Source organism: Hufsiella ginkgonis (assembly GCF_009834915.1).
Lineage (GTDB): Bacteria > Bacteroidota > Bacteroidia > Sphingobacteriales > Sphingobacteriaceae > Hufsiella > Hufsiella ginkgonis.
Genome location: NZ_WVHS01000002.1, coordinates 787453 through 804348 on the forward strand (window position 1 = coordinate 787453; position 16896 = coordinate 804348).

Below are 16896 nucleotides of genomic sequence, written 5' to 3' on the forward strand. Positions count from 1 at the left end.
GTTGGTCCGGGAAAATAAAGGAGGGCTTAACCAGCCCTCTTTTTTTATTACCTTAGGTCAATGAAATTACCCCTCCGCATCCTCCTCACTGCCCTTGTTATGGTTCCAGCCGGCGTATTCGCCGGGGAAATCGGGCTCGAAAATTTCATCGTTAAAGAGAACCTGCTAAAAAACAACAAGATAGCCATTATTGCAGCCACACAGAAAGATGTGCCGGTAGATACCGTGAACGGCACCTTCATATTCAGCGTGAACGGGTTCAGGCAGGAGCTTACCTTTAAAGACGGTGTAGCAGTGGTACCGCAGCAGCTGGAACGTTCTACTTTCCTGTATGTAAAGCATGTAAACGATTCGGGCACCCACTCCAGGTTGTATTACGTGGTCAAAAAAGACGATAACCTCGATCCCTACCACATCAACTGGGCCTTTCTCATTATCGTGCCGCTGGTACTGGTAATACTCTCGATACTTTTTAAGCGGTTCATTATTATCGCCGCCATCCTGCTCATTATCCTGTTCCTCTTCAACCACAACCAGGGACTGGGCCTGGGAACATTTTTTGAGACGGTGATTGATGGGATGAAAAGGCTGGTGGCCTAAAACGGCATGCCTATCCCAAAATTATATTGCACGAACCGGTAAGGGTCGGGCGAGTTAGTGGCTTTATAACGGGCTTTGAAATCTTTCTGGTCGAAGAAATGTCGGATCACCCAGGGACTGTCTTCGCCGTAAACGGGGTCGACAAATTGCGGATCACGCAATTTGGCCCCTACATCGAAACGGAACACAAAATAATCGAGGTCGAACCTTAGTCCCATACCCGCGCCAATAGCCATTTGGTTAAGGAATTTATCGAATTTGAACGTTCCTCCGGGGTTGGCGGCGTTTTCCCGAAGGCGCCAAACGTTGCCGTAGTCCGTAAATACCGCACCTTTTAATTTGGCCCCGAACAGGTTATCGACCATTTTGAAGCGGTACTCGATGTTTCCTTCAATCTTTATTTCTCCCAGCTGGTCGAGGTTGCGCAGGTTGCGACGAGTGGTGTCATTCTTAATCACAGCCCGGTTGTACTGGCCCGGGCCCAGCGTGCGCGCCTGCCAGGACCGGATCCCGTTGGAGCCGCCGGCATAAAAGTTCTTCTCGAAAGGCAGGCCTAACTTCGAGTTGGCATAAGGATAACCAAACCCGGGGTTGATCCTGGCCACCATTTGTTTTTCGCCGCCCAGCGACCGGTAATAGCGCAGGTCCAGTTCCGTTTTAGCGTACTGCAGGTAACTTACGCCAAATATGGTGCGATCCCCATTATTCAGTTTCCTGAGATTAAGCACCTGGCTTAACAACCCGATGGAATTGCCCGCCAGGTCGTTAGTGGTTTTCAGGTACACAAAATTTTCGTAGTTGTTGAGGCGTACTGCGTTCAGCGTAAAAGAATACTGCGAGCCAAGGCTTACATATTTGCGGTCGTTGGTAAGAATATAAAGCTGGTAACCCTGTTCTTCGAGCGACTGGCGGAATGCGGGATCGAGACTGCCCCGGCGGTACTCGAAATTGATCGGTGTAAGGCTATGCAGCTTGTATTTCGTTTCCGTCCAGTCGTAAGTAACCGAATTGATAAAGATGCGGTTCCTGAAAGCGTTGCGCTGGTCGAAGATCTGGAGGCTGGTAGAAAACGTAGTGTGCGGAACACCGTTCCGGTTACTCTGCGGAATACCGAACGGCACCAGCAAACGCGGGATGGTGAGGTTTACTCCCAACTGGAGGTCGCGGTTAAAAATGCTGGCAAAAGCTTTCCCGTCTATACCTGAGTCATACAGGATGCCGTAGCGAAGCTTCACATCCAGTTGTTCTGCACCGCCCAACAGGTTCCGGTTGGTATAGGTATTCCCGATGTTAAACCCGTTGCGGCCCGAGTTGAACGTGTACTCCCCTTCTATGCGGTTGCTCATCCGCTTTAGCGGCACCGCTTCGATTACGGGATTAAGGCGATGTGTGCTGTCATTTATCTTCTCGTAGGAGATCTTCAGGTTTTTAAAGATGTTAAGATCGTACAGCCGGTTATTGGTCAGGTTATTCTTGTCTGAATTGTAGATGTCGCCCTTTTCCAGGAAAATATAGTTACTGATCGCTTTGGTGTTAAAACGCTTTGAAAAATCGGTAAATACATGCTGCGAGTCTACTACCGAGATATCAGGGTTACCACGTTTTTCTCCGTCGCTGTCCGAAATGATCACCAGCGAGCTGTCGAGGGTATATACATGATGCTTCGGCTCCTTATCAGGATTTGAAATGGTGAGCTTCACATCCACCTGGCTCGAAAAGAAATTGCTGTCTACTTCTGCATGCGCATTCTGCCGGAGGTAATCATAGTAACCGTGGCGTTTCATCAGTGCATAAATACTTTCTATTTCGTACATCACCGAGTCGCGGTCATAGCGCTTTCCCGCGTGGATCTTTGTAAATGAGTCGCGGTACCTGGCATACAGGCTCCTTACGGTGGTATCTTCAATTACGTAGGTATAGTTCCTGAACCTGAACATCGGGCCGCGCTCCGCAGAGAAGGTGATGTTGGCACGTTTGTTCTTCACCTGCATGTCGGCCGTAACCTTCGCCTTAAAAAAACCCTTGGTTACCAGGTATTTCTCTATTTCCTTGCGGGAGATCTCTACAAGCGCGCTGTCCAGCAGGTTTGGCGCCTCCCCGATCTTTTTAACCTTATCGGTCCGGTACTTACCATTGCGTGTGTTAAAAAAATTGTAAAGGGCCAGGTTAAGACGGGAATTAGGCCTGATATCTTTCTGCACATACTGGTATACCGTTTCTACATACTGCGGATCGATGCCCTCTAGCTTCACGTTTTTTACGAGTGCCTGGTCCTGGTTTAAATAACGGGTGGCGTTGCAACCCGTTAAAATCGTTAAACTTGTAATTATATAGAAAGATCTCCTTAAATATGCTTTCAAAGCCTCAAATTAGTTTTATAAAGTCATTACATCAAAAAAAGTTTAGGAAGGAGCATGGCCTTTTTATTGCAGAGGGCAGCAAAACTGTGGCTGAATTTGTTCATTCCGGTTATGTTATCGATAGCATCTATTATACGCCACAAGCTCCAAAATTGCTCAATTTATCACAAAAAGTAAAGGTACAGGAAATATCTCCCGCAGAGCTTGCTAAGGTAAGTACTTTATCCGCACCGCAGGACATGATTGCATTACTCTGCATCCCACCAAAAACCCAGATCTTACCGGAAAGTTTTAAGCAAACGTTCACATTAATGCTCGACGATATACAGGACCCGGGCAACCTGGGTACCATTATCCGCACGGCGGATTGGTTTGGCTTCGACCGGGTCATCTGCTCGCCTGGCACCGTGGAGGCTTATAACCCGAAAGTGGTACAGGCCACTATGGGGTCCCTGGCACGGATCGATGTGATGTACGACGAACTGGTGCCCCTGCTCCGTGATGCACAGATACCTATCTATGGCGCGCTGCTTAAAGGCACGTCCATTTATCAAACGCGCTTCGGCCGCGAAGGTATCGTGGTGCTGGGCAACGAGGGCAACGGGTTGAGCGATGAGGTTAAAAAACTGGTTACTCATCAGGTTACCATTCCACGCTTCGGCCAGGCAGAGTCATTGAACGTAGCGGTGTCGGCGGCAATATTTTGTACCAAGATAAGGGAAGAGACGGAAGAGAGCAACGTAAGGGAAATAAAGAATGGAGAATAGGGAACGGAAATGGGATATTAGTTAAAAAAATCTCTTGGGTATAGTTTATAAACAAAAGCAATTTACTACTTTTGCAGCCTTTACAGGGTCGGATGGCCGAGTGGCTAGGCAGAGGTCTGCAAAACCTTTTACAGCGGTTCGAATCCGCTTCCGACCTCAGGATTTAAAATATATAAAGAAATATCATGGGAGTTACACGATTAAAAAGAAAAGACAGGAAGAATAAAACCGTTTCACGCCTCGAAGTACAGTTCCTTAAACTGGGACGTAACATCGAAGTAGGAAGCCGTTCTGCGGAGTCAAAGAAAAGCCAGTTGAGCAAGAACAACGAAGTGCTTGCGAAGATTGAAGGAAAGTAATTTCGGGCTCACACGTAAAATAAAGCCCCGGTCATTTGGTGATCGGGGCTTTATTATTTGCGGCGCACTGCCGAAGACGGATCAGGGATCAGGCGAAATAATTGGGGATCTGGTATGTTTTATCGGATCAGGCTTAAAAGTTTGGGAGCTATTAGCTGTCAGCAATCAGCTTTGATTACACTGTCAAACCTGGAATACTACCCAGGAATAGCTCAACGTCAATTACTTATCTTATAAAGGTATACTTACGGGCTAAATGCTGATAGCTGACGGCCAAATCTACTCCCTATAAATTCAGCTTGATCCGTTTTTATCCTCCTCCGCCTTCGGCACCTCCCCCGAAGGAGGATAAAATCCAGGTCTTACTGAAGTAACTTAATAAAAACAAGTTACTTATTTGTAATGAAATCCTGTCTCCCTCGCGGAGGGAGTCCCGCAGGGAAGAAGGATAATTATCGTCTCCGCAGCTTCCGGACTGATCCGGGCTCAGGCAAAAAGCCATATCGGTATCGCTGCCTGTTGTCGTTAATCCTCCAGTTCCCTGCAATAGATCCCTGCCGTAGTAAGCAGTTCTTCAATGTACCTGGGCGGAATGTCGTTAGCGATCACGCGAAGCACGCGGTCGCAATCCTCGAGGTCGAAGTTCCACCGGGTTACCGAGCTTAGCGGAAACAGCAACTGCTGTACTTTTTGCACCTGGCGGCGATTTTTTACATTGGTTTTAAATACAAGGATCATCGGCAGGCAATTAAAGTTGATCATTGGTAAACGACGAGGCGCTTTTTTCAGGCCCACTGCCGGGAGCACCCGAAAACCGGCGTCCCCAGCCGCACATACGGTCCTTCATCTCCGCACGGAATTTTTCGCGTTCACCGGGTTCCATGTTGCGGAAGCGCTCGGCCATGCGATCGCGCATCCAGTGGTTTCCGCCGCCAAATTTACCGCGGCCGCCAAATCCGAACAGGATCTTGCACAGGATAAAGATCCCCATCGCCTGCCAGAACGTTATCGTGCCAGCATGCAGGATATCGGGCAACAAATGATTCCATAGCTGCATAACGATGTAGCTCACCAGCGACAGGCATGCGGCGATGCCAAATGGAATTAAAAACAGTTTCTTTTTATTAAAATTTCTCGGTCTCATGTCGTTTTTACTTAATAGTGGGTAATCTCCGTATACAATTGTTTCAACCGCTTTCGCAGGTGCAACACCGCATACCGCTTACGCGTGATCAATGTTGCCGTGTTCTCCCCGGTCATCTCAGCGATCTCTTTAAACGGAACATCTTCCAGCTCATGCCATACAAAAACCTGCCGCTGCTCTTCAGGGAGTTCTTCGAGGGCCAGGAATAGCTGTTCCCAGAACAGGTTGCGGAGGTATTCCGTTTCGGGGGTAGTATCGTCGGTAAATAAGATCTCGCGGAAATCCGGCTCATTTTCGTCCTGCCCGCCATCTGCCGGCTCAAAAAGCTCCTCGCGTTTCTTCTTATGTTTGTCGATGATCTTGTTCCGTGCCACCCGGTAAAGCCAGGCGCCCGTTTGCTCGATCGGTTCCGCGTTTACCACCGAACTTAACTGGAACCATACATCCTGGAGAATATCTTCCGCATCAGCCTCTGTTTTTACCCGTTTCCGGATAAAGCTGAACAAGTTCCTTCCATACGATTTGATGGCGTGTAGTATGAAGGACTCTTTATCTGCGGGCATTAGGGCATTCACTGTATAACGTTGTTTAAAGGTAAGACGAACCATGTATAAAAACATTTCAATGCCGCCGGCTTTTTTTTGCTGTTTATAATTACCCCCCTTAGGGTGATTGCCAGGATCATTATCCTGCCTACCTTCATCCATCATTTATACCGGGAGAACGATGAGAGCGGCCAGGCGCATTTTATACTTGATACTACCGTTGCTTGCCGCGGCCTTCGCGGCAAAGGGGCAGTTCCGCAACCTCGATTTCTCGTCACGCTGCGCTTCCTCAAAAACAGGCCTATGTTATTGGGACTTGTCGTACGGTACCAGGGGCTCGTGCTCAATGTATGCAGAGGCGAACAACCCGGGACTGCTGATCCGAGGGGAAGCCCTCACCTCGGTGGGTTACAGTGAACAAACAGCTGCACTGCCGAAAATACCCGGTCTCCGCATCATCGAGGTTTCAGCAAGGATCCGTACCGAAAATGCGACCGGCAAAGGAGCCGGGCTCAACATCGGCATTTACGACGCTCAAGACCGCTTGCTCAACAACAAAGATATGGGCCACACTTCCTTTAGCTGGATACATGGTACCACTGGCTGGAAGGTGTACAGGATCAGGTCAATATGCCCGGAAGGATCGGCCAGGGTCAGGGTCGGCGCCATCCTTTACGGGAAGGGAACGGCCCGATTCGACGACTTTAAGGTAACTATCACCAACATCAAGGGAAAGAAGATCAGTCCCGTCGCGCAGGAATACCTGTCAGCCGCCTGCGATACCATCATGCGCCATTCGCTGGTAAAAGACATGATCGACATCGACGGGCTAAAAAAGAAAGCGTTGCTTATCGCCGGTCCCGCAAAAACATGCGCAGACTGTTACCTGGCAGTGGAATATCTCCTTTCCTCGCTCCGCGCCTATGGCGATGAACATTCGCTGTTTATGGGTGCGCCCGAAGTTTCCAGGTGGCAAAACGGCGAAAACACCATGGCCCGTGTAAGGATGCCGGTTGGTAAAGTGGTGGATAGCTGCGGCTACTTACTGGTACCTGCATTTTATACGGGAAATAAAAAACTTGCCGCCACGTATGCAGATACGCTGCAAAAGATGATCGCCATGCTCGACAAGGAAAGCATCCGTGGCTGGGTGATCGATCTCCGCGAAAATACAGGCGGAAACCAGGGACCGATGATCGCCGGCCTGGGCCCGTTTTTTAGCGCCGACAAACTCGGTTACCTGGTGAATGTAAATAACACCAAACAATACTGGTACTATAAGAACGGCGTTTACGGATGGAACGGCGAAAAAGTACTGCAGGTGACGCAGCCCGTAACCCTTTCGAAAAACAGGCCGATCGCGGTACTTACCGGCGGCTTAACGGGCAGCTCCGGTGAGGTAGTGGCGCTCTCCTTTACGGGAAATGCCTGCACGAAATCGTTCGGGCTCCCTACCTGGGGACTCACCATCGGCAACAGGAGCTTCGAGCTGGCCGACGGCGCCCGCATCATGCTTGCCTCCACGGTAATGGCCGACCGCTCTGGTAAACTTTACCAGGATTCCATTAACCCCGACGTCCTCGTAGTGCAGGGCATCGAAACTACCGGGGATGACACATTAAGAAAGGCCCTTGAATGGCTTAAAACGGTTAAGGATGTGAAGTAACAAGCAATTTCACTATTGATGAGGTTATCTTAACGTTGGCCGCCCGCCAGGATCGCTTTGCATATCCGTTTAACAAGGCCCGGACCTTCATAAATAAAGCCGGTATAGAGCTGTACCAATGAGGCGCCGGCTTCCAGTTTATCGAGTGCATCCTGGGGCGAATGTATTCCGCCTACCCCGATGATCGGGAATGCCTTACCCGATTTTTCCGACAAATAACGGATCACTTCTGTAGATCTCGCGGCAAGCGGCCGACCGCTCAGTCCGCCCGTTTCCTGCTTTAGCGGGGCCGGTGTTTCGAGGTGCTCCCGGGAAAGGGTGGTGTTGGTAGCGATCACGCCTGCGATGCCCGATTCGTTCACAATCCCGATGATATCATCCAATTGTGGATCGGTCAGGTCCGGTGCTATCTTTAATAAAATGGGTTTCGGACGTGCGTTAGCGGTATTACGCTTCTGCAGCGTTTCGAGGATCTCCTTAAGGGGGCCTTTTTCCTGGAGCTCGCGCAGCCCCGGCGTATTGGGTGAGCTTACGTTCACCACGAAATAATCCACCACCCCGAACAGCAGGTCGAAACACTTAATGTAGTCGTTTACCGCTTCCTCATTGGGCGTCACTTTGTTCTTGCCGATGTTCCCGCCGATCAGCACGCCGCCGCGCCGCTTTAACCTGCGTAGCCTTGCCGCCGCTACTTCGGCGCCCTGGTTATTAAAACCCATGCGGTTGATCAAGGCGCTGTCTTTCTTTAAACGGAACATCCTCGGCCGGTCGTTCCCGGGCTGCGGCATGGGAGTAACCGTTCCGATCTCGATAAAGCCGAATCCGAGATCTCCTAATTCGGTCACCCACTCGGCGTTCTTATCGAAACCGGCCGCCAGCCCTACCGGGTTCCTGAATTTTAACCCGAACACTTCCCGCTCCAGCCGGTCTTCGTTAACGGTATAAAGCTGCCTCATCGCGGCCGCTAAAGGCGCCACTCGGTGCGCCCGTTTTAACAACGACGTTACAAAGTGATGGATATTCTCAGGCTCGAAACGAAAAAAAAGGGGGCGGACAAGGTGGTACATGGAGACAAATATACGTTAGGCATTTTACGTTTCAAGTTATGCGTTTTATATCCCGTGCAGATAACCCGGCCATACACGCGGTATAAAACGCATAACGTAAAACGACGAACGTCAAACCGAAAAATTACGTACTTTTGCGCCAAATGATCGCAATCAACAACCTCACGTTCGAGATCGGTGCAAGGGCATTATACGACGAAGCGAACTGGCATATTAAACCCGGAGAAAAAATCGGCCTGATCGGCGCAAATGGTACGGGGAAAACCACCTTACTTAAGATCATCGTAGGTCAGTACTCGCCCACCAGCGGAACGATCTCGATGGCCAAAGACATTAAGATCGGGTACCTGAACCAGGACCTGCTCTCCTACCAGTCTGACAAGAGCATTTTGCATGTGGCCATGGAGGCTTTCGAGCGCCAGAACCAACTGCATACCGAGATAGAGAATATCCTCAAAAAACTGGAAACGGATTATTCCGACGACCTGCTGCATAAGCTAAGCGATAAGCAGCACGAGTTCGAGGCTTTGGACGGGTACAGCATCGAGTATCGCGCACACGAGATCCTCGCGGGCCTCGGCTTTAGCGAGGAAGAACAAACGCGGCAGCTCTCCACCTTTTCGGGCGGATGGCGGATGCGTGTGATGCTGGCAAGGATCCTGCTCCAGGCTCCTGACATCCTCCTGCTTGACGAACCTACCAACCACCTCGACCTTCCATCCATCAAATGGCTCGAAACCTACCTGCAGGCGTTCGAAGGAGCGATCGTGATCGTTTCGCACGACCGGTATTTCCTCGACCGCGTGGTGAAGAAGATCGTGGAATCCCGTAAAGGAAAGCTGACACCGTATGCCGGTAACTACAGTTTCTACCTGGAAGAAAAAGCGTTGCGTGAAGAGATCCAAAGCGGTCAGTATAAGAACCAGCAAGCCAGGATCCGCCAGGAAGAAAGGCTTATCGAACGTTTCCGTGCAAAGGCAAGCAAGGCGAAAATGGCGCAATCGCGCATCAAGGCGCTGGATAAAATGGAACGCGTGGATGATGTGGATGACGACAACCCAAGCGTAAATTTCAGCTTTAAATTCAGCAAGCAATCCGGGCGGCACGTGGTCCGCATCGAACATCTTAGCAAGTCGTACCCCGGTCTTTCCATCCTGAACAATGCGGAAGGCGTGATCGAGAAGGGCGACAAGATCGCGCTGATCGGTGCCAACGGTAAAGGAAAATCGACGCTGCTGCGGATCATCGCCGGCGCCGATAAAGATTTCACAGGGATGTCTGAAACCGGGCATAACGTAACGCAAACATTCTTTGCGCAACACCAGCTGGAAGCATTGCACCTGGAAAACGAGATCATCCGCGAGCTCCAGGCATTTGCACCGAAACACACCGAAACGGAACTGCGCAGTATCCTGGGATGTTTCCTCTTTACCGGCGACGACGTGTTCAAAAAGATCAAGGTACTTTCCGGGGGAGAAAAATCGAGGGTTGCGCTGGCGAAAGCCCTCACCTCCGATGCCAATTTCCTGGTACTTGATGAGCCTACCAATCACCTTGACATTCAATCGGTGAATATCCTTATCCAGTCGCTGCAACAGTTTGACGGGACGTTCATCGTAGTTTCCCACGACCGGTTCTTCCTGGATAACATCGCCAATAAGATCTGGTATATCGAAAACCAGGAGATCAAAGAATACCCCGGCACCTATGCGGAATACGAGGAGTGGCAGTCAAAACGTCCAGCCCAGGCCGGTAAACCCGCAACGCCGCCAAAGAAGGAGGAAAAGCCGGCGGAGAAACCGAAACCTGCACCTTCTGCCGATAAAAGCGGAGAGCTGAAGAGGCTGAACCAAACGCTGCTGAAGCTGGAAGAGCGGATCGGCACCCTTAAAACCGCGCTGGCTGACACGGAGACCCAGCTTTCTAAACAGGAAATTTATTTGGATTCGAAGAAGCTTGCCGCGGCCAACGATCAGTACAAAAAGACCAAAGCGGAACTTGAAACGGTACAGGGCGACTGGGAAAGCCTGGCGGAACAGATCCTGGAGCTCGAACAATAATATTATGAAAAACTAACGGTTAGTTCATCCCATAAGAAAACTCAATCTTATGGCTGAACTAACTACCTCTTCCGCCGGGCGGGGCTCCCACGGAAGAACCCTTTCCAAAACCTTACCCAGGGTTGACCTCACGGCGATGGTCGACCTGGCTTTTTTACTGATCACCTTTTTCATGCTTACCACCACGCTCGCCAAACAAAACGCGATGGCGGTGACCATGCCGGCAGACGACACTGAACCCGATAGGCCGGTTCCTGAAAAAAGAACATTGAATATTTTTATGGGAAACAATGACCGGGTTGCGTGGTACGTGGGATCGCCGGAAAATCATACCCCGCTTCAGCACACCAGGTATTCAGGCAACGGCTTACGCAAGATCATGCTCAGCCAGGGCGCAGCCATCCGGCAGTCGACCGGGAAGGACATGATCGTACTCATTAAACCCGGCGAAAAAAGTAAGGTAAAAAACCTGGTGGATGTGCTCGACGAGATCAACATCACCAAAATATCCCGCTATGCGATCGTAGACGCCGCACCTGCAGAAAAGAAGATGCTTGCCGGTCTCTAAAGAGACGAACAGTTTAGTAAGTTTGCACATGCATAAAATCATGATACTGTGCGGACTGCCTGTTGTCCTCTTTGCCTGCGGAAGCGCCCCGGAACAATATCCCGTTAAAATAGAGGCGGCCAACCAGGTGAAAACTGACTCGCTTACACAGCCGGTAAGCGTAATAAACCCGGAAGGCGAAATTAATACCGGCACCACCGACCCGGGAAAACTGGTAGCCTATGCGTTGACACTGAAAGGAACTCCTTATAAATACGCGAGCGCTGACCCGGCTTCAGGGTTTGACTGTTCCGGTTTCATCACCTACGTTTTCAACCATTTTGGCATCAGCGTTCCGCGAAGCTCGGTGGATTTTACCCAACAGGGAAAGCCTACCGAGCTTCGTTTAGCAAAACCCGGCGACCTGATCCTGTTCACAGGAACAGACAGCACCATCAGAACGGTAGGACATATGGGTATCATCACCCGTTCGGGCGACAGCACGGTATTTGTGCACTCCACTTCCGGCAAAGCGTACGGGGTTACCGAAACCACGCTTAACCCCTATTACATGGGGAGGTTTGTGAAAGTGATCCGTATATTTAAGGAGTAGGCGCTGCCAGCTTAAACGCCTGCCTGGCAATAAGTTTCCATGTGCCTTTTTCCTTTTGCCATACCTGCAGCACACCGAGACTTGTAGTTCCGGCAACGCCGTTATCGTTAGTCCTGGCATTTAGCTTGTGGCGTACCAGCGCGGTACTCCCGACCACTTTCACGGTTTGTTCGGTAAGGTCAAGCGTCACGAAGTCGGATTTTCCGCTGGCAAGGCTCTCCACAAAAGCGGCTTTATCTTCCATCTTTCCGCTGGAGTGGCCGTAAGTTAAATTATCTGAAGCGCTGGCTTCCAGCTGGGCGCGGTTACCGTCAAGCATTGCCTTCGACAACACCTGGACTGCGGCAGTCACCTCTTTTTCATTCTTCGACTGTGCCCGGGCGGCAACCTGGAACGCGAGAAAAAGCAGGACAAAATAAAATAGTCTTTTCATTGGATTAATTGGCTTCCGGCTAAAGTAGAAAAAATCGGCCAGATTCAGGAAGAATATGACCGCATCACATCCTCGTAACTTTCGGGAGTTAAATAAATGATCGGCTCTTCTTCGGTATGAGAGGCCTCGAGAACGATCCGGGTACCCTGGTATGCGGGCTCAATGGCTATGATCCGGCTCTTTTCAAAAGTAACGATCTCGTTGTCGATCATTAGGGTAAAGAAGGCTGATGGCATGGGTCGTGTTGTTAATGCTGTTCACTCACTACAACTAATTTCCCTGCCACAAGTTCTTGTTACTTACTTTCCGATACCGATAACTTCGGTTCGCCTTTAAGCCAAACGTAACTTTTCTCATTGCACCGGTTACATTCAAACCGTTTAATAGGCAGCCAAAAGAGGAAAATCTTGACCAGCGAAGCCCTCCTCACCCGGGAACTGAGATAGCCTTGATTACACTTTCTGCACTTTATCTTAACTTTTTGTGCCATTATTACAACATTAAGGTTGAATATTTGCCTAAGATACAAATAGCAGGTGCTTGGCGCCTACTGTAAGGGGTGGACAAATAGGGGACAAAAACGTTACAAGCCTTAAATAGACTCTATTGTCTTCTCCAGGCTGGGTTCTTCACTTAAACCCATTTTTTTCCTCAAACGTTGCTTTGATTTTTTTACGCCATCAATAGTGATCCCCAGCATGTTCGCCATTTCGCGGTTACCCAGCCGGAGCCTGATCAGGGTGATTATCCGGAGATCCGTTTCGGTGAGATTGGTGTATTTTTTCCTGAGTTCGGTAAAAAAACCCTGGTGTACTTTCATGAACAGGCGCTTAAACTCCGTCCATTTCTCGTCTGTGATGATGGTGGCCTGCATCAGTTTTTCCAGGTTCACCAGTTCTTCCGTTTTTTCGGGACTATCCGGAAGCACCTGCAGATGTGCACGCTCATTCCTGATGTTCTCGATCATGAGATTTTTCTGCAGCAGGTTCTCTATGTATTGCTGCAGTAAAGAACTGGTGCTGGCCAGCTCGGCGTCAAGCCTGCGCTTTTCAAGCTCCAGCAGCTGGTGGTCTTTTGCGGATTTCAGCCTTGCGCGGTTATAGATCAGGAAGAAGATCACCAGCAGCAAGGCCATTACGATGAGCATGCCGTTTCGTCTTACTTTTTCAATCTCCGCGCGGGTTTCCAGTTTATTTAACGTAGACAGGTAGTTGGTAGTCTTCCACTTCAGCCGGACCCGCTCTACCGCCTCGATATTGTTATGTGCGGCGAGAGTGTCTTTGGCTGCCTGTGTTTTTTTCAACTCGATGAGTGCTCTGCCGAAATCTTTTTGCTGCTGGTAGATCTCCGATCGCATTTCATGCAGCCTGATCCAAAGCTGCAGCTGCCCGGGGTAATTCCGAATCAGCTCCTCGGCGATACCTAGCCGTGCCGCCGCCTCACCTGAACGTCCCTCCTCAAAGCTGATCCTCGCCATTCGCAGCATCGCCGCTGCCGCGTTCACCTTATCGCCGTAGGCTGCCGACGCTTTGTAATCCAGCTCCAGGTAAGGCAGCGCCCGCGCATAATCCTTCTGGTAAAAATACACCGAGCCTATATTTCCCTTGGCAATGGTCACCCAAACGCTGTCGTTGCTTTTCCCGGCCAGCTGCACGGCTTTATTAAACTGGACCATCGCTTTGTCGTAATGGCCGCAATTGCGATAGATCAACCCAAGCGTGTTGGTGAAATTAACCAGGTCTCGGGGAGCTGTCACCTGGTACCGGAGCGCCTCAAGCAGCAGGGTGCGCGCATTCTCGTAATCGCCGAGCGTGTAGTAGAAGGAAGCGACATTGCCCAAAAGCAACCCACAATCGGGAACCCGTGCAAAGCCGATCGCGCTTAACTGCTCCCGCGACCTCAGGAAGTACAGGCAAGCTTCGGTGTTCTTCTTGTAAGTGGCATAATACATGCCCTTTTTATACAGGTATAGGCCGGTTTCGTAGGGAAGGCGGTAGGTTTGAGCTAACCGGATCGCTTGTTCATATAGCTCGTCGCTCCGCTGGTTAAATCCGCGGTTCACCGAGTAGTAATCTGCCCACAATTCATACACCGCACATTCCAGCTTCTTGTCGGTGATCTCGGCGGCGATCTTTAACAGTTCATCCATTGCCCTTTCCGTTGTCGCCTCATCCGCTTTCCTGAACCGCTCTTTATAAATCGCTACCGCCCTTTTGATACGGTCGGGTTCCGGCAGGCGCCTGATCTCTCCTACCGTCGCGGCAGCTGTAAACACCTTCGCCGGCTTTGACAGCGCCGGCAACATAACGAAACACAACGTCCACATTACCCCATGGGGATACCAGGAAGTAAATTTGTAGATGACCATTGCCTGGCGGTAATTTTGTGTGAGCTCAAATTTAAGCCAACGGGAAAATAAACTGCACTTAAGTTTTCAACAACACCTGCCCCCGCCTATTTGTTAACATGCGCTTAATCTTCACTTGAAGTGCAACCCCGACATTTGCCTATCGTGTAACTTAACACAGAACTATGGCCAAAAGAGCAGTGGATCTCGTAATCCTTTCCGACGTGCACCTGGGCACTTACGGCTGCCACGCAAAAGAGCTGCTGCAGTATTTAAAAAGTATTTCTCCGGGCAAGCTGGTGCTTAACGGCGACATTATCGATATCTGGCAATTCAGCAAATCCTATTGGCCCGAAACCCACATGAAGGTGCTGCGCAGGATCATGAAGCTGGTAACCGAAGGCACCCCTGTTTATTACCTCACGGGAAACCACGACGAGATGCTGCGAAAATTCTCCGACATGAGCATCGGAAGTTTTCACCTGCTCGACAAAATGGTGACGGAAGTGAACGGCCGCAAAGCGTGGATATTTCACGGCGATGTGTTCGACGTGACCATGCAGCATTCAAAATGGCTGGCCAAGCTTGGCGCCGTGGGCTATGACACGCTGATCCTGCTGAACAGTTTGGTAAACTGGTGCTTAAAGCTGGCGGGACGAGAAAAAATGAGCTTTTCCAAGCGGGTGAAAGCGAAATTTAAAGACGCCGTAAAATTCATCAACGAGTTTGAGCTCACCGCTGCAGACCTCGCCATCGACAAAGGATACGACTACGTGATCTGCGGCCACATCCACCAGGCCGAAATGCGCGGGATCACTACCGAAAAAGGCAGTGTGCTATACCTCAATTCCGGGGATTGGGTAGAAAGCCTCACCGCATTGGAATTCCACGAAGGTGCGTGGAATATTTTCAAGTACGATCCGCGCGATTTTGCGAAGAACAATGCCGATGACAATGATGCGCTCGACAAAGAAGACCTCAATTCGATGCTGGATGTAAATATCCTGCTCAGCAAGTTTAAAACGGAGATCGGTTAACGGCCCGAAAGGAAGTCGCCATACCAGCGCCCGGAATCTTTGACGGTTCGCCGCTGCGTTTCCGGGTCGACTTTTACGATTCCGAACTTCGGGCGGTAGCCCTCCGCCCATTCGAAATTATCCGTTAGGGTCCACACAAAATATCCCTCAACTTTGCACCCTTCCTGTTTGGCTTTAAATACCTGGGCAATGTAATCTTTAAGGTAATTAATGCGCCTTTCGTCGTGTACCCTGCCGGCAGTCTCCACGTCTTTAAAGGCGGCGCCATTTTCGGTAACGTAAAGTTTGGGAATGCCGGGGTAGGCATCAAACTTCTTCAGCATGTGGTAAATCGACGGCGGGTACACTTCCCAGTTCATCTCAGTAATGTCTTTTGTGCGCCTTTTTGCGTCCACCAGCCGCGCGTGTACGTAAGGCGTAAACAAGCTGAAGCTCACAATTTCGCGGGTATAGTTCTGCACACCCGCAAAGTCGAGATTGGCAATCATCTTTTGATCGTCGCCGGGAAGCATGTATTTTTCGAGCTTCCGCAACACCGGCACGTCTTTAACAGGATATCCCATTCCAAGGGCAGGCTCGATAAATAGCCGGTTCAACAGGGCATCTACGCGGTTGGCGGCGGCCGTGTCCCATCTACTGGTCGTTTGAGGCTCGATCATCGAGCAGGAAAAGGTGCTTCCTACTTCCGCATCCGGGCAGGCCGACTTAAGTATGCGTGCGCCTTCGGCCATAGCCAGTACCGAGTGATGTACCGCCGGAAAAAAGTTACGCACCCCCCGCCGGCCGGGGGCGTGCACACCCAGGAAATACCCGGCACCGGTAAATACCATCGGCTCGTTCATCACCATCCAATGACCAACCCGGTCGCCGAAACGTTTGGCACAAACCGATACATAGTCGCTAAACCACGAAACAACGTCCCGGTTGGTCCATCCGCCCTTCAGCTCGAGCGCTTGCGGCAGGTCCCAGTGATAAAGGGTTACCCACGGATCGATCCCTTTTTCCAGGCAGTTGTCGATCAACCGGTCGTAATAGTCGAGCCCCATGGGATTAACCGCACCGGTACCCCCGGGAATGATGCGCGACCAGGCCAGTGAGAACCGGAAGTTGGGAATATTCAGCTGCCGGATGATCGAAAGATCTTCCGGGTACAAATGATAAAAATTACAGGCTACCCGGGCGTGATCGTTGTTGCAGATCTTCCCTTTCCGGTCGGTAAAGGTGTCCCAGATAGAGGGGCCTTTACCATCGTCAAGGTAAGCGCCCTCGGTCTGGCAGGCCGCCGATGAAACACCCCATGAAAACTTTTCCCCGAATGATGATGCCTGCAATTGTTCCTCTCCCCCCACAG

At 50.5% G+C, this 16896-nt stretch carries 17 protein-coding genes, 1 tRNA gene and 1 pseudogene; 10 read left to right on the forward strand and 9 right to left on the reverse strand.

Translation table 11 applies throughout. From position 1 onward, the window contains the following. Positions 1 to 60 precede the first annotated feature (60 nt). Positions 61 to 600 carry a hypothetical protein gene (locus GS398_RS10260; protein ID WP_160906666.1) on the forward strand — a complete coding sequence of 180 codons (540 nt, stop codon included), beginning with the start codon at positions 61 to 63 and terminating at the stop codon, positions 598 to 600. Here the strand turns inward: GS398_RS10260 and tamL are convergent. Continuing rightward, entirely contained in the window at positions 597 to 2960 is a 2364-nt protein-coding gene (tamL, locus tag GS398_RS10265; RefSeq protein WP_160906667.1) for a translocation and assembly module lipoprotein TamL, read from the reverse strand. The two genes, GS398_RS10260 and tamL, sit on opposite strands and share 4 nt — an antisense overlap. Here tamL and GS398_RS22935 point away from each other — a divergent pair. The 4 genes and pseudogenes from GS398_RS22935 to GS398_RS10280 form a co-directional block, all read left to right on the forward strand. Next, positions 2951 to 3196: pseudogene (locus GS398_RS22935) on the forward strand (RNA methyltransferase); the annotation flags it as partial. The gene tamL and the pseudogene GS398_RS22935 overlap by 10 nt on opposite strands. Positions 3197 to 3199: 3 nt before the next feature. Further along, a complete protein-coding gene (locus GS398_RS10270; protein WP_369410251.1) occupies positions 3200 to 3727 on the forward strand; it encodes an RNA methyltransferase in 528 nt (175 codons plus the stop codon). A gap of 86 nt (positions 3728 to 3813) precedes the next feature. Then, positions 3814 to 3884, forward strand: a tRNA-Cys gene (locus GS398_RS10275). 28 nt (positions 3885 to 3912) lie between these two features. After that, positions 3913 to 4086, forward strand: a complete 174-nt coding sequence (locus tag GS398_RS10280; protein ID WP_160906669.1) for a spore protein — start codon at positions 3913 to 3915, stop codon at positions 4084 to 4086. Between the two features lie 525 nt (positions 4087 to 4611). On the opposite strand, the gene GS398_RS10285 is transcribed toward GS398_RS10280, so the two are convergent. From GS398_RS10285 to GS398_RS10295, 3 genes are read right to left on the reverse strand one after another with little or no spacing between them, the layout of a single operon-like run. Then, the gene (locus GS398_RS10285) at positions 4612 to 4824 is read right to left on the reverse strand and encodes a hypothetical protein (RefSeq protein WP_160906670.1); all 213 of its coding nucleotides are present in this window, start codon (positions 4822 to 4824) and stop codon (positions 4612 to 4614) included. Between the two features lie 10 nt (positions 4825 to 4834). After that, the gene (locus tag GS398_RS22260) at positions 4835 to 5230 is read right to left on the reverse strand and encodes a hypothetical protein (RefSeq protein ID WP_202406012.1); all 396 of its coding nucleotides are present in this window, start codon (positions 5228 to 5230) and stop codon (positions 4835 to 4837) included. Between the two features lie 11 nt (positions 5231 to 5241). Continuing rightward, positions 5242 to 5793: an RNA polymerase sigma factor gene (locus GS398_RS10295; RefSeq protein WP_160906671.1), complete on the reverse strand. Its 552-nt coding sequence runs from the start codon at positions 5791 to 5793 to the stop codon at positions 5242 to 5244. Between the two features lie 163 nt (positions 5794 to 5956). Between GS398_RS10295 and GS398_RS10300 the strand changes: the two genes are divergently transcribed. Further along, a complete protein-coding gene (locus GS398_RS10300; protein ID WP_160906672.1) occupies positions 5957 to 7441 on the forward strand; it encodes a S41 family peptidase in 1485 nt (494 codons plus the stop codon). A gap of 29 nt (positions 7442 to 7470) precedes the next feature. Here the strand turns inward: GS398_RS10300 and GS398_RS10305 are convergent, their stop codons facing one another. Further along, positions 7471 to 8508, reverse strand: a complete 1038-nt coding sequence (locus GS398_RS10305; protein WP_160906673.1) for a quinone-dependent dihydroorotate dehydrogenase — start codon at positions 8506 to 8508, stop codon at positions 7471 to 7473. Between the two features lie 143 nt (positions 8509 to 8651). On the opposite strand from GS398_RS10305, the gene GS398_RS10310 reads away from it, so the two are divergent. Genes GS398_RS10310 through GS398_RS10320 form a run of 3 tightly spaced genes read left to right on the forward strand, consistent with a single transcriptional unit; the run spans position 8652 to position 11728 of the window. Further along, entirely contained in the window at positions 8652 to 10568 is a 1917-nt protein-coding gene (locus tag GS398_RS10310) for an ABC-F family ATP-binding cassette domain-containing protein (protein ID WP_160906674.1), read from the forward strand. Positions 10569 to 10617: 49 nt separating this feature from the next. Next, positions 10618 to 11136, forward strand: coding sequence for an ExbD/TolR family protein (locus tag GS398_RS10315; RefSeq protein ID WP_160906675.1), 519 nt, complete (start codon positions 10618 to 10620; stop codon positions 11134 to 11136). 28 nt (positions 11137 to 11164) lie between these two features. After that, positions 11165 to 11728 (forward strand): C40 family peptidase, encoded by a 564-nt coding sequence (locus GS398_RS10320; protein ID WP_160906676.1) that lies wholly within the window; start codon positions 11165 to 11167, stop codon positions 11726 to 11728. Here GS398_RS10320 and GS398_RS10325 read toward each other — a convergent pair. From GS398_RS10325 to GS398_RS10335, 3 genes are all read right to left on the reverse strand, one after another. After that, positions 11718 to 12161 carry a nuclear transport factor 2 family protein gene (locus tag GS398_RS10325; RefSeq protein WP_160906677.1) on the reverse strand — a complete coding sequence of 148 codons (444 nt, stop codon included), beginning with the start codon at positions 12159 to 12161 and terminating at the stop codon, positions 11718 to 11720. The two genes, GS398_RS10320 and GS398_RS10325, sit on opposite strands and share 11 nt — an antisense overlap. A 44-nt stretch (positions 12162 to 12205) precedes the next feature. Beyond that, positions 12206 to 12397: a hypothetical protein gene (locus GS398_RS10330; RefSeq protein WP_160906678.1), complete on the reverse strand. Its 192-nt coding sequence runs from the start codon at positions 12395 to 12397 to the stop codon at positions 12206 to 12208. 356 nt (positions 12398 to 12753) lie between these two features. Further along, a complete protein-coding gene (locus tag GS398_RS10335; RefSeq protein WP_160906679.1) occupies positions 12754 to 14529 on the reverse strand; it encodes a tetratricopeptide repeat protein in 1776 nt (591 codons plus the stop codon). Between the two features lie 164 nt (positions 14530 to 14693). On the opposite strand from GS398_RS10335, the gene GS398_RS10340 reads away from it, so the two are divergent. Continuing rightward, positions 14694 to 15545 (forward strand): UDP-2,3-diacylglucosamine diphosphatase, encoded by an 852-nt coding sequence (locus tag GS398_RS10340; RefSeq protein WP_160906680.1) that lies wholly within the window; start codon positions 14694 to 14696, stop codon positions 15543 to 15545. On the opposite strand, the gene GS398_RS10345 is transcribed toward GS398_RS10340, so the two are convergent. After that, the gene (locus GS398_RS10345; RefSeq protein WP_369410252.1) at positions 15542 to 16894 is read right to left on the reverse strand and encodes a GH1 family beta-glucosidase; all 1353 of its coding nucleotides are present in this window, start codon (positions 16892 to 16894) and stop codon (positions 15542 to 15544) included. The two genes, GS398_RS10340 and GS398_RS10345, sit on opposite strands and share 4 nt — an antisense overlap. Positions 16895 to 16896 lie beyond the last annotated feature (2 nt).